Below are 11,872 nucleotides of genomic sequence, written 5' to 3' on the forward strand. Positions count from 1 at the left end.
TCAGTTCTCCTGCAGGCCGTCGTTGATCATACGGCCTTCCTTCAGGCTGAGGGTGCGATAACGCAGGCGCGCAATCAGGCCCAGATCATGGGTCGCAATCAGCACCGACACGCCAACCCGGTTAAAGTCTTCAAACAATTTAATGATTTCCGTAGATAGCTTAGGGTCCAGATTACCCGTTGGCTCATCGGCCAACAGCAAGGGCGGCTTATTCACGACCGCGCGGGCAATGCCGACACGCTGCTGTTCACCGCCGGAGAGCATCATCGGGTAATAGCGCAGCTTATCGCCAAGCCCGACTTTCTCAAGCGACGCCTGCACCCGCTTGCGGGCTTCCTGCATGCTGTAGCCTTCAATCAGCAGGGGCAGCGCCACGTTATCGAGCACAGTTTTATCCATCAGCAAGCGGTGATCCTGGAAAATCATACCGATATCGCGCCGTACATAGGGGATCTGCCGCGAGTTAATGCGTTTCAGGTCATGTCCGTTGATCAGCACCCGGCCGGCGGTGGGCCGCTCCATCATGCTAATGAGTTTAAGCAGCGTGCTTTTACCGGCACCGGAGTGCCCGGTCAGAAATGCCATCTCGCCCGGCTCCAGATGAAAACTCACCTGGTTCAGGGCGGTAAAGCCACCGCTGTAGGTTTTACTGACCTGCTCAAACTTGATCATTATTGCTCCGTTTTTGCGATCTCACGCTGAAATAAGGCGCTGACAAACTCATCAGCCTTGAACGGCCGCAAATCATCAATGCCCTCACCCACCCCGATATAGCGGATAGGGATATTAAACTGATCAGCAATGGCGAAAATCACGCCGCCTTTAGCAGTACCATCAAGCTTGGTCAGAGTGATTCCGGTCACTCCGACCGCTTCGGTAAAGAGTTTGGCCTGGCCTATGGCGTTCTGCCCGGTACCGGCATCCAGTGTCAGCATAACCTCATGGGGTGCATCGGCGTCCAGCTTTTTCATCACCCGCACCACTTTTTTCAGTTCATCCATCAGGTGCGCTTTATTCTGCAGGCGACCGGCGGTATCGGCAATCAGCACATCGACGCCGCGCGCTTTAGCGGCTTCCACTGCATCATAAATAACCGAGGCGCTATCGGCACCGGTATGCTGAGCGACGACCGGAATGCTATTGCGCTCGCCCCATACCTGCAGCTGCTCGACCGCGGCCGCCCGGAAGGTATCACCAGCGGCCAGCATCACCGATTTGCCCTGGCGCTTAAACTGCTGGGCCAGCTTACCTATGGTGGTGGTTTTACCGACGCCGTTCACGCCAACCATCAGAATCACAAAAGGGCCCTTTTGCTTACCGATTTGCAGCGGCTGCTCAACGGGCTTGAGGATTTCGGTCATGTCTTGCTGCAACAACTCATATAAGGCGCTGGCGTCCTGCAACTGACGCCGGTCCGCCTGCCCGGTCAAACGCTCAACGATGCGCATGGTGGTGGGCACGCCGATATCAGCGGTCAGTAGCTGGGTTTCGAGCTCTTCGAACAGGTCGTCATCGATTTTTTTATCTTTAAAAATGCCCCACAGGCCATCGCCGATGGCGCTTGAGGTTTTCCGCAGCCCGGCGGTAAGGCGCTGCCACAGGCCGGATTTTTTCGCCGGCTCTGGTTCTGGCTCGGCTTCTGCCGCGGACTCAGCCGTTACCTGGGCGCAAATCTCGGCCGCATCAGGCGCTGCCAGTTCCGAGAGCGACTGCTCTTCCTGCTGAAGCTCTTCTGGTTGCGCTTCTTGTTGTGCTTCTGCTTGCGCTTCTTGTTGTGCTTCTTCGCGCTCCGGTGCGTCTTTTTTGGATTTACGAAATAACGAAAACAGCGATCCTTTGGCCATGCCGAGTTTACCTTTGGAAGTTCATTACTACAGGGTTTACACTATGCCGGTAGTTTAACACGCGACTAAACAGAAGGCTTACTTTAGCATGCCGCGAAGCCCAGACAAGAACAAAAAGGCCGGCGCCGAAGGCAGCGGCGAACTGCGCATAATCGGCGGCTCGCTGCGCGGCCGCAAACTCAGTATCGCCGCCGTACCCGGCCTGCGCCCCACTACCGACCGGGTACGTGAAACCCTGTTTAACTGGCTGCAGTTTGAACTGGCTGACCAGCGCTGTCTGGACTTATTCGCTGGCAGCGGCGCACTGGGCTTTGAAGCCTTGTCGCGGGGGGCCGCGCAGGTGATCCTGCTGGAAAAAGACAGCCAGGCGGCGCGATTATTGGCCCAGCACGCCGAGCGCTTATCCGCTGCCTGCCAGGGCACCGCACTGGTGCAATCCGGCGATGCACTGAATTTTTTACAGCAGAAGCCAGCCGCGCCCTTTGATGTCGTATTTGTGGATCCGCCGTTTCGCATGGAACTGGCGGACAGCGCCTGCGAATTGCTGCAGCAGAATGGCTGGCTGCGCCCGGGCAGCTGGGTTTATCTGGAAACCGAACGTGACTGGCAACCGAACTGGCCCGCCAACTGGCGCCTGCACCGCGAAAAAGAAGCCGGCCAGGTAGCTTTCCGCCTGCTGCAAGTGAACGATTAAAATTATAACCTGAGGTAAAGAACTGATGAGTATTAGCGTGTGGTTGGGCCGAATTTTATTTGCGCTGGTGTGGGGTGCCTTGCTGGCCAATCTGGTATGGCCGTTTCCAGGTAAAGGCTTTGCGCTGTTTCTGATCCTGCTGTTTGTCCTGCTGGCGATTCACCTGCTGCAGTTACTGATGTTTGTCACCGTTTATGGTGACAAAATCAAATGGCAGCGGGGCGATTACCTGCAAGTCATCGTATTCGGCGTAATCGGCTGGCTGGCGGTATTGCAAAAACAGCCACGCCAGAACACCGACTAACCCGTTTACTCAGAAATCGCCACGCCGATGTTGGAGATACCTTCATCATCGGCCATGGCGCGGATCTGGGCGACCAGCTCTTTGCTCGGCAGTGATGCGGTCGGCGCCACCACCTCGAGGTAGTTCAGCAGCGCCTGCTGGATATCAACTTCGTATTGCACCAGTTCATGCTCGCGCAGCAGCTGCTGGCGTTGTTCCGCGTCAAGTTCGGCGCCTTCTGTTAATTCCACGAACTTGGCGACATCGGCCTGGGATATCTTGGCCACGCTGACCAGCTCGGCCGAGGTCTTGTCCATCAGACCCTGCAGCATGGTGCTGATGGCAGTACAGGCATCAATCGCCGGATACACGCCGAGCAGATCATGGCCGTACTCACTGGGGGTGACATCGTCGACCTTTTCCTGCCAGCGGCTAAAGTTCACTTTCACTTTCTTTGGTTGCCATACCCAGTCCCAACAGGCATTCAGAGCGCCTTCCAGGGGCTGCGGATCGCCAAAGCCGGTGACCTGATGAAACAGGTGATAATTGGGCACCATACGCTCACACAGGTACAGCGCCACCACCGTCTGGTAAGCCATGGGTAATTCGCGAATGCGTTCAAAAGTGTTCAGTACAGCCATGGAAATCCTTGATAAACTAACTTAAAAATCAGATACGGTTAAGTATACATGGAATCAAGCAATCACCAATGGTTTTGCCAGATCCGCGCCGCAGCGGAGCGCATCAGCGATCGCATCGTGCGCACGCCGGTGCGTCATCAACTGGCATTAGATGAAGCGCTCGGTGCGCAGGTGTGGCTGAAGTGCGAGAACCTGCAGCACACCGGCGCCTTTAAGTTCCGCGGTGCCTGCAATGCTCTGCTGCAACTGACACCGGAGCAACGTGAAGCCGGCGTATTTACCGTGTCCTCGGGCAATCATGGCGCGGCGCTGGCGGCCGCCGGTAAGCAACTGAGAATATCGGTGCGGGTTGGCGTTGCCAGCAATGCGTCGGAGGTCAAACGCGCCAACATGGAGCAATACGATGCTGAGCTTATCACCATTGAACCGGGCATGGCGGCGCGCGAGCAGTTCGCTGAGCAGCAGGCCAACGGTCGGCATTTTATTCCGCCCTATAATCATCCGCACATTATTTGTGGCCAGGGCACCGCCGCGCTTGAATTACTTGAGCAACAGCCAGAGCTCGACATCTTACTGACACCGCTTGGTGGCGGCGGCTTGCTTAGCGGCACTGCCATTGTCGGGCGCGCGCTCGGCGTCAACAAAATCTACGGGGTAGAGCCGGAACTGGCGGCCGATGGCAAGGCCTCACTGGCGCTCGGCGAGATTCAGCCGGCGATGCCGCCGCGCAGTGTCTGCGACGGCCTGCTGACCAGCCTGGGCGAGGAAACCTTCGCGATCATTCAGCCATTGGTGGACGACATCCTGCTAGTGACCGATGAACAGGCGCTGGCAGCGCAGCAGCTGTGCATTGAACATACCGGGATGTTGATTGAGCCGTCGTCGGCGACCACGCTGGCCGCCATCAAGGCGTTCCCGGAGCTATTCGCCGGTAAACGCATTGGTGTGGTGATTAGCGGGGGGAATGTGAATCAGCTGGCGAACAGCTGATTCATATCCTGGAAGGCCTTAAATTCTAGTGCGTTACCGCTGTAGTCATAGAAAAACATGGTGGCCTGTTCGCCGGGCTTCCCTTCAAAGCGGATATGCGGCTCAATCACAAACCTGATGCCTTTATCCTGCAGCCGGCGCGCCAGCTGTTGCCAGTCATCCATGGTCAGCACCACCCCAAAATGCGGCACCGGCACGGCGTGGCCGTCCACTGGGTTGTGATGCACTTCGCCGGCTTGCGCCGGGGCCAGATGCGTCACTAACTGATGCCCGAAGAAATCCCAGTCGACCCACTGCTTATCGCTGCGGCCTTCGCTTAACCCAAGCACGTCGCCGTAAAAGGCGCGTGCCCGGGCAATATCGTTCACCGGAATCGCTAAATGAAAGGGTTGCACCTGCTTTGCCATGTCTGTCTCCCTCAAGCCTTCAGCGCCCGATCCAGATCGGCAATCAGATCGTCCAGATCTTCGATACCCACAGAGATGCGCACGAAGTTATCCAGGATGCCCAGCTTCTCGCGATTTTCTTTTGGAATCGAGGCGTGGGTCATAATCGCCGGATGTTCAATCAGGCTCTCAACGCCACCTAAGCTTTCCGCCAGTGCGAAGATTTCAACTTCTTCGAGGAAGCGACGGGCTTTGTTGATGTCGCCCTTGAGCAAAATTGAGATCATACCGCCGAAGCCCTTCATCTGACGCTTCGCCAGTTCGTGCTGCGGATGGCTTGGCAGACCCGGATAAATCACTTTTTCGACCTGATCGTGCTGTTCCAGCCACTTGGCAAGCTCCAGGGCCGCTTCGTTATGATGCTTCATCCGCAGGGCCAGGGTTTTTACGCCGCGCAGCGCCAGATAGCTATCAAACGGACCAGCTACCGCGCCCACCGAGTTCTGCAGGAACAACATTTTGTCGATCAGTTCCTGGTTATCGCCAACTACCGCAATTCCGCCAACCATATCTGAATGGCCGTTCAGGTATTTGGTCGCTGAGTGCATGACAATGTCGGCACCTAATTCCAGCGGACGGGTGTTGTAAGGCGTCGCGAAGGTATTGTCGACCACCACCAGAATGTCACGCGCTTTGGCGACTTTCACGATGGCATCGATATCAACCAGCTTCAGCATCGGGTTACTTGGGGTTTCGACCCAGATCATCTTGGTTTTGTCGGTGATCGCAGCTTCAACGGCACTGATATCAGCCAGATCAACGTAAGAGAATTTCAGGTTAGCTGAACGGCCACGAACTTTGTCGAATAAACGGAAGGTACCGCCGTAGAGATCGTCCATCGCCACCACATGGTCGCCGCTGTCCAGCAGCTCCATGATGGTTGAAGTGGCTGCCATGCCCGACGCAAAAGCCAGGCCCTGCTTGCCGCCTTCCAGGTTAGCGACAGAGCGCTCCCAGGCAAAACGGGTCGGATTGTGTGAACGCGAATACTCAAAGCCTTTATGAACGCCCGGGCTTTCCTGAATATAGGTTGAGCTGGTAAAAATCGGTGGCATCACCGCACCGGTAGCCGGCTCTGGCGCTTGTCCGCCATGAATAGTCCGGGTCGCAAATTTTAAATTCTTTTGTTCTGACATGCTTACTTCTCCAGCAAGTTCTGAGCGGCCATCCACTCATCGTTATATAGTTTAGACAGGTACCGGTTACCGGTATCGCAAGCTAAGGTGACGACGCGCTTGGGTTCAGTCTGTTCGCGGCAGTATTGCAGCGCCGCGGCAATCAGGGTGCCGCTTGACGAGCCAACCATCACGCCTTCTTTCACTAATACTTCACGGGCCACTCGGAAGGCTTCTTTATCGCTGATCGCGTAGGCTTTATTAGCCAGTTTGATTTCACAGATATCGGGAATAAAGTCTTCGCCGATGCCTTCGACCAGCCAGCTACCCGCTTCCACTTCTTCGTTGCGGTTAACCAGTGGCTCCAGGATGGAACCCTCCGGATCCGCCAGCACCAGATCCACGGTCGCACTGCGCTCACGCAAATAACGGCCGACACCACTTAAGGTACCGCCGGAACCGACACCACAAACGAAGGCATCAATATTGCCATCCATCTGCTTCCAGATTTCCGGGCCGGTGGTTTCGTAGTGCGCTGCAACGTTGGCATCGTTGGTGAACTGGTTCACATAGTAGTAGCCGTTTTCTTCCGCTAAACGCGCGGCCATATCCTGGTAATACTCCGGATGCCCTTTTTGCACATCAGAGCGGGTGCGCACCACATCGGCGCCCATAGCTTTAAGGTTATTCACTTTTTCGGACGACATTTTATCCGGCATCACAATCTTCAGCGGATAGCCTTTGCTTGCCGCAACCAGCGCCAGCCCTAGACCGGTGTTACCCGCAGTGGCCTCAATGATGGTCATGCCCGGCTTAAGCTTACCGCTTTTTTCTGCCGCTTCAATCATGCTCACCGCGATCCGGTCTTTAATCGAACCACCCGGGTTCAGTTGTTCCAGTTTCAGGTAGAGCTCACAAGGGCCCGTATCCATGTTCGAGACCTTGACCATGGGCGTATTACCGATCATTTCGAGTACGTTTTGAAAAACTTGCATGCTGAGGTTTCCGCTGCTGGTTGATTTAAGTTGGTTTATTATCGCACGATGCTGCCCCGGGATGCCAATTTCAACTGCAAAATACGCCATGCTTTTTGCTATAAGATATGGCACATTAACTGCAATTCCTCCGGCGACACCATCCGCCACACGAACCTCTGAAGCCTAGTAGCAGGAGCCAGCAATGACAAATTCCATCCGCACCGGGGCCGTCGCCCTTTTCGCAATCGGCCTGTTGGCCGCCTGCCAGCCTGCCACTGACGATGCAGCAGAGACCACGGTAGTGGCCGAAGTTGAGTCACCACAGGATGCCTTTATGGCTGCGTTCGAACCCTACTGTGGCCAGGCTTTTGCCGCCACCATAGTGGAAGACAATCAGCCGTCACCAGCCTGGGATAAGCCGCTGGTAGTGCATGTGCGCGACTGCGAACCCGGCCTGGTGCGCATGCCCCTGCATGTGGGCGATGACCGCTCGCGCACCTGGGTACTGACCCAGCACGACGACTACATTGATTTTCAGCACATTCACTTACATGAAGATGGTACGCCCGATGCCGTATCACCTTATGGCGGACAAACCGTAGCTGAAGGCACCGCTACAGAGCAGGCATTCCCGGTGGATGAAGCCAGCAAGGCCCTGTTTATTGAAAACGGCCTGGATGTATCCGTGACCAACACCTGGACCATCCGCTTTATTGATGAAGACACCATGAGCTATCAGCTGAGCCGCCCGGGTCGTATTTTTGAAGTGCATGTTGACCTCAGCCAGCCAATTGACCTGCCCCCGCCAGCCTGGGGCTATACACCCGAATAAATCCGGAGGGAGCCTGAATTTTATGATCGATCTGCGTAGTGATACTGTGACCCGTCCCAGCACCGGCATGCGCCAGGCAATGGCCGATGCCCCGGTTGGCGATGATGTATTTGGCGACGACCCCACGGTCAATGCAGTGCAACAACGGGTAGCCGAGCTAACCGGCAAAGAAGCAGCGCTGTTTGCCAGCAGCGGCACCCAGACCAACTTACTGGCCCTGCTGAGCCATTGTCAGCGCGGCGACGAATATCTGGTTGGCCAGGAATACCATACTTACCGCTATGAGGCCGGCGGTGCTGCCGTGCTCGGCGGTATCGTACCCCAGCCGTTTGAAGTGGAAGCCGATGGTACCCTGAACCTGCAATTAGTCGAAAAGCGTATCAAGCCGGATGATCCGCACTTTCCCATCACCCGTCTGCTGGCTCTTGAGAATACCCATACCGGTAAAGTGATCCCGCAGCAGTACATGCTCAAAGCACGTAAGCTGGCTGACAAGCATGGCCTGAAGCTGCACCTGGACGGCGCGCGGATCTTCAATGCCTCCATTGCTACGGGTCTTAATTTGGCAGAACTGACCGCACCTTTTGACAGCGTATCATTGTGCTTTTCCAAAGGCATGGGCACACCAATCGGCTCGGTGCTGGTGGGCAGCAAGAAGCTGATTCAGCGCGCCCATCGCTGGCGCAAAATGCTCGGCGGCGGCATGCGCCAGGCGGGCATCATTGCCGCAGCAGTAGACTATGCCCTGGATCACAATTTCGACCGTCTGGCCGAGGATCATGCCAACGCACTGGAGCTGGCCGCCGGCTTAAAAGGCCTGCCCGGCATCGTCGTTGAACCCGCGCAAACCAACATGGTCTATGTGAATTTTGACAGCCTGGAAGCCGCGCAGAAAGTCAGCGACCACTTACGCAACAAAGATATCCTCACCGCCCGCTCACAACGTATGCGCCTGGTTACGCATCTCAATGTGAGCAGCAGCGATATCGAGCAGGTGGTTCGTGGATTCCGGGAAGCATTGGGCGCTTGATCAGAGTTCCCGCAGGTGGTGTAGCAGGCGGTCTAGCGCGCGATAGCTGAGTGCTTCAGCCAGATGCTGACGACCAATGGTTGCACTGCTCTCGATATCCGCGATGGTGCGCGCCAGCCGTAACAGGCGATGATAAGCCCGGTGTGAGAGCCCGAACTTTTCAATCGCCTTAACCAGAAACTCGTGATCCTCATCCGATAGACGGCAATGCTCGCTGAGCTGGGCAGGGCTCAGCTCGCAGTTGAGACAATCCTGCCGCTCAGCCTGCAGCTTGCGGGCCGCGATGACACGCTGCCTCCAGCTTTCGCTCACCGGCGCGGCCGGTTTCAATTGCTGCTGCAATACATCGGGCTGACGAGGTACTTCCACCTGCATATCAATGCGATCGAGCAGCGGCCCGGAGAGTTTGCCCAGGTAGTTAATGATCTGATCGGGGCTGGCACGGGCACTACTGAGATTGCCATCAAAATGCCCGCACGGTGATGGATTTAATGCGCACACCAACTGAAAACGCGCCGGAAAGGTCACTTGATGGGCCGCGCGGCTGATAGTGACTACGCCTGACTCCAGTGGCTCACGGAGGGAATCCAGCACATGGCGCGAGAATTCGGGTAATTCATCAAGGAAGAGAAGCGATTTATGAGCGAGTGAGATCTCGCCAGGTTGCGGCGGCGAGCCGCCGCCCACCAAAGCTGCCGCAGAACAAGAATGATGTGGGCTGCGCAGCGTGCGCTGCCGCCAGTTCTGCGCGTTGTCCGTGCGCATGGCCTGGCCGGTTATCGAGCGAATCGCCGCGACTTCCAGTCCGTCGCGCTCATCAAGAGGCGGCAACAGCCCAAGAAGACGCTGCGCCAGCATGGTTTTGCCGGTGCCGGGTGGCCCGACAAACAGCAGGTGATGGCCACCGGTGGCGGCGAGCAACAAAGCGCGCTTGGCCTGCTCCTGCCCCACCACATCAGCGATATCGCCGGGATGGCTGGGGCTGATATCGGCATCACAGGGCTCAATAAACGGCAGGCTGTGTGGCCCGCGTAGGTGCTCGGTCACGTCTGTCAGACTGATGGCAGCCACGCACTGCTGCTTGCGCAGCACACTGGCTTCGCCCTGGTTATCCGCCGGTATCACCGCCTCGCGCCCTTCGTCCCGACAGGCCATCATGGCCGGCAAAATGCCGGTCACGCCACGCAGATCGCCGTTCAGCGTCAGCTCGCCATAAAACTCACGACCCACCACTGAGCGCTCGGACAGCTGCCCGCTTGCCACCAGAATGCCCACCGCAATCGCTAAATCATAGCGTGCGCCATGCTTGGGCAGATCCGCCGGTGCCAGGTTCACGGTAATTTTTTTCGCGCGCGGAAACTCAAAGTTGCCCGCCAGCAGCGCCGAGCGCACCCGGTCGCGCGCCTCGCGCACACCAGTCTGCGGCAACCCCACCATATTAAACGCCGGCAGCCCCGGCGCCAGACACACCTCAACCGTCACCTGCGGCGCATCAATGCCCTGCAACGCCCGCGTATAAACCTGTGCCAGTGATAATCCGATCGTCATGCTGCTTCCCTGCAACTAATTTTTAGTCCGATCAGAGTAACGAGCGGCTCAATAAGCCACAATTAGCGCAAAGCGCATATCCGTGTCGGCTATAACTTAATTCCCCGAAGCAAATTAAATAATTGGGCGCTATTTTCATGTTGGTGTCTAACTATCTCTTAGGGCATGATAGTTTCTAATCAGGTGGCCAAATTAACTGTATTAGCCCCTTTTTAAAACGGACACTCATTAGTTAAGCGATAGGCTTAGACCTATCTTTAAGGAGTGTCTATGGAGCGTATAGAAATTTTCACTGGCGAACAACGCCGTCGTCGCTATACTCCGCAGGAGAAAGCAAAGTTTGTTGCCATGACCATGCAGCCCGGTTATTCGGTATCGCTGGTGGCCAGGCAAAACGGTATCACCCCGAGTTTATTATTTAAGTGGAAGAAACTCATGCAAGACGGTGGCATGTCCGCAATCCAGGCTGGCGACGAGGTTGTCAGCGCAGCTGAGCACAAAGCGCTGCAAAAGAAAGTGAAGCAGCTTGAGCAGTTGCTTGGGCGCAAAACAATGGAAACGGAAATTCTTAAAGAGGCGCTGGAGATAGCCCAGTCAAAAAAGTTGATATCGCGCATGCCATTGTTGCCACCGGACGGTTCCCTGTCATCCGAGTAGTCAATGCACTTGGTGTGTCGCGCTCTAATTTATATCAGCGCATTTATGGACAGCAACCCGGCCGCGCAGCGCGTTACAACAAGCAAGAAGACGCGATGTTGTTGCCGTTGATAGAAGAGCTGTGCGATGGCCGGGCGACGAGCGGTTATCGGCGGATCACAGCACACCTGAACCGCAAGCTGCGCTCAGGTGATTATGCCTTTGCCCGAGTGAATCCTAAGCGCGTGTATCGCATCATGCGCTTGAATAAATTGCTGTTACCGAAGCATACTGGCCGCGTTGGCGACCATCGCGCTCACGATGGTAAAGTTGTGACACTGCATTCCAACACGCGTTGGTGCTCAGATGGCTTCGAAATAAGCTGTTGGAACAAAGAAAAAGTACGTGTGGTGTTTAGCCTGGACTGCTGTGACCGCGAAATTATGAGCTACGTTGCAACCACCAAAGGCATCAGCGCCACGATGGTGCAGGATGTACTTGTAGAAAGCATTGAAAAACGTTTTGGTGATACTTCAGTTTTACCAAAAGAAGTGGAGTGGCTGACCGATAACGGCAGTTGCTATATTGCTGATGAAACTCGGTGTAATCCCCCCATTTTAAGCAGCAGTTATTCGTAGAATTAATGAACCGCTTGCGTTAATTGTTTGGGCGGAATGCCTCCGATGGCCGTATTCGGCCGTTCGTTGTTATAAAGCCAAAGCCACTGAGTGGCAAGTTCTTGTGCATGTTCGACGCTGTCAAACAGGTGTAAATCGAGCCATTCATGTCGTACTGTTCGATTAAATCGTTCAACATAGGCATTCTGAGTTGGTTTA

Annotated in this window: 13 protein-coding genes and 1 pseudogene; 6 read left to right on the plus strand and 8 right to left on the minus strand. The window is 55.7% G+C overall.

Going from position 1 to position 11,872, the window contains the following annotated elements; translation table 11 throughout:
- A complete protein-coding gene (gene ftsE / locus R3196_RS07810) occupies positions 1–672 on the minus strand; it encodes a cell division ATP-binding protein FtsE (protein ID WP_318936212.1) in 672 nt (223 codons plus the stop codon).
- On the minus strand, positions 672–1,844 hold the full coding sequence (gene ftsY / locus R3196_RS07815; protein ID WP_318936213.1) for a signal recognition particle-docking protein FtsY: 1,173 nt from the start codon (positions 1,842–1,844) through the stop codon (positions 672–674). The genes ftsE and ftsY overlap by 1 nt, the downstream gene beginning before the upstream one ends.
- Before the next feature lie 88 nt (positions 1,845–1,932).
- Between ftsY and rsmD the strand changes: the two genes are divergently transcribed.
- Positions 1,933–2,538, plus strand: a complete 606-nt coding sequence (rsmD, locus tag R3196_RS07820; protein ID WP_318936214.1) for a 16S rRNA (guanine(966)-N(2))-methyltransferase RsmD — start codon at positions 1,933–1,935, stop codon at positions 2,536–2,538.
- Positions 2,539–2,563: 25 nt separating this feature from the next.
- A complete protein-coding gene (locus R3196_RS07825; protein WP_318936215.1) occupies positions 2,564–2,842 on the plus strand; it encodes a DUF1145 domain-containing protein in 279 nt (92 codons plus the stop codon).
- Positions 2,843–2,847: 5 nt separating this feature from the next.
- Here R3196_RS07825 and R3196_RS07830 read toward each other — a convergent pair whose 3' ends face one another.
- Positions 2,848–3,462, minus strand: coding sequence for a YjaG family protein (locus R3196_RS07830; protein WP_318936216.1), 615 nt, complete (start codon positions 3,460–3,462; stop codon positions 2,848–2,850).
- Between the two features lie 48 nt (positions 3,463–3,510).
- Between R3196_RS07830 and R3196_RS07835 the strand changes: the two genes are divergently transcribed.
- Positions 3,511–4,452, plus strand: coding sequence for a threonine/serine dehydratase (locus tag R3196_RS07835; protein WP_318936217.1), 942 nt, complete (start codon positions 3,511–3,513; stop codon positions 4,450–4,452).
- Here the strand turns inward: R3196_RS07835 and R3196_RS07840 are convergent.
- Genes R3196_RS07840 through R3196_RS07850 form a run of 3 tightly spaced genes read right to left on the minus strand, consistent with a single transcriptional unit; the run spans position 4,434 to position 7,008 of the window.
- Entirely contained in the window at positions 4,434–4,859 is a 426-nt protein-coding gene (locus tag R3196_RS07840) for a VOC family protein (RefSeq protein ID WP_318936218.1), read from the minus strand. The two genes, R3196_RS07835 and R3196_RS07840, sit on opposite strands and share 19 nt — an antisense overlap.
- Positions 4,860–4,870: 11 nt before the next feature.
- Positions 4,871–6,034 (minus strand): cystathionine gamma-synthase, encoded by a 1,164-nt coding sequence (locus tag R3196_RS07845; protein WP_318936219.1) that lies wholly within the window; start codon positions 6,032–6,034, stop codon positions 4,871–4,873.
- 2 nt (positions 6,035–6,036) lie between these two features.
- Positions 6,037–7,008: a cysteine synthase family protein gene (locus R3196_RS07850; RefSeq protein WP_318936220.1), complete on the minus strand. Its 972-nt coding sequence runs from the start codon at positions 7,006–7,008 to the stop codon at positions 6,037–6,039.
- Between the two features lie 184 nt (positions 7,009–7,192).
- Between R3196_RS07850 and R3196_RS07855 the strand changes: the two genes are divergently transcribed.
- Entirely contained in the window at positions 7,193–7,822 is a 630-nt protein-coding gene (locus R3196_RS07855) for a hypothetical protein (protein WP_318936221.1), read from the plus strand.
- 22 nt (positions 7,823–7,844) lie between these two features.
- On the plus strand, positions 7,845–8,852 hold the full coding sequence (ltaE, locus tag R3196_RS07860; RefSeq protein WP_318936222.1) for a low-specificity L-threonine aldolase: 1,008 nt from the start codon (positions 7,845–7,847) through the stop codon (positions 8,850–8,852).
- Here ltaE and R3196_RS07865 read toward each other — a convergent pair whose 3' ends face one another.
- On the minus strand, positions 8,853–10,400 hold the full coding sequence (locus R3196_RS07865) for a YifB family Mg chelatase-like AAA ATPase (RefSeq protein WP_318936223.1): 1,548 nt from the start codon (positions 10,398–10,400) through the stop codon (positions 8,853–8,855).
- Positions 10,401–10,670: 270 nt separating this feature from the next.
- Between R3196_RS07865 and R3196_RS07870 the strand changes: the two are divergent.
- Positions 10,671–11,638, plus strand: a pseudogene (locus R3196_RS07870) (IS3 family transposase); the annotation flags it as partial.
- A gap of 38 nt (positions 11,639–11,676) precedes the next feature.
- On the opposite strand, the gene R3196_RS07875 reads toward R3196_RS07870, so the two are convergent.
- The coding region (locus R3196_RS07875) for a transposase (protein ID WP_318936224.1) at positions 11,677–11,872 on the minus strand (196 nt) is incomplete at its 5' end.

Origin of the sequence: Pseudidiomarina sp. (assembly GCF_033722695.1) — a bacterium.
Taxonomy (GTDB): domain Bacteria; phylum Pseudomonadota; class Gammaproteobacteria; order Enterobacterales; family Alteromonadaceae; genus Pseudidiomarina.

What these genes read in the sequence shown, in the direction of transcription:
- ftsE (WP_318936212.1), bottom strand. Translation starts at nt 672, where the DNA reads ATGATCAAGTTTGAGCAGGTCAGTAAAACCTACAGCGGTGGCTTTACC.
- ftsY (WP_318936213.1), bottom strand. Translation starts at nt 1,844, where the DNA reads ATGGCCAAAGGATCGCTGTTTTCGTTATTTCGTAAATCCAAAAAAGAC.
- rsmD (WP_318936214.1), top strand. Translation starts at nt 1,933, where the DNA reads ATGCCGCGAAGCCCAGACAAGAACAAAAAGGCCGGCGCCGAAGGCAGC.
- R3196_RS07825 (WP_318936215.1), top strand. Translation starts at nt 2,564, where the DNA reads ATGAGTATTAGCGTGTGGTTGGGCCGAATTTTATTTGCGCTGGTGTGG.
- R3196_RS07830 (WP_318936216.1), bottom strand. Translation starts at nt 3,462, where the DNA reads ATGGCTGTACTGAACACTTTTGAACGCATTCGCGAATTACCCATGGCT.
- R3196_RS07835 (WP_318936217.1), top strand. Translation starts at nt 3,511, where the DNA reads ATGGAATCAAGCAATCACCAATGGTTTTGCCAGATCCGCGCCGCAGCG.
- R3196_RS07840 (WP_318936218.1), bottom strand. Translation starts at nt 4,859, where the DNA reads ATGGCAAAGCAGGTGCAACCCTTTCATTTAGCGATTCCGGTGAACGAT.
- R3196_RS07845 (WP_318936219.1), bottom strand. Translation starts at nt 6,034, where the DNA reads ATGTCAGAACAAAAGAATTTAAAATTTGCGACCCGGACTATTCATGGC.
- R3196_RS07850 (WP_318936220.1), bottom strand. Translation starts at nt 7,008, where the DNA reads ATGCAAGTTTTTCAAAACGTACTCGAAATGATCGGTAATACGCCCATG.
- R3196_RS07855 (WP_318936221.1), top strand. Translation starts at nt 7,193, where the DNA reads ATGACAAATTCCATCCGCACCGGGGCCGTCGCCCTTTTCGCAATCGGC.
- ltaE (WP_318936222.1), top strand. Translation starts at nt 7,845, where the DNA reads ATGATCGATCTGCGTAGTGATACTGTGACCCGTCCCAGCACCGGCATG.
- R3196_RS07865 (WP_318936223.1), bottom strand. Translation starts at nt 10,400, where the DNA reads ATGACGATCGGATTATCACTGGCACAGGTTTATACGCGGGCGTTGCAG.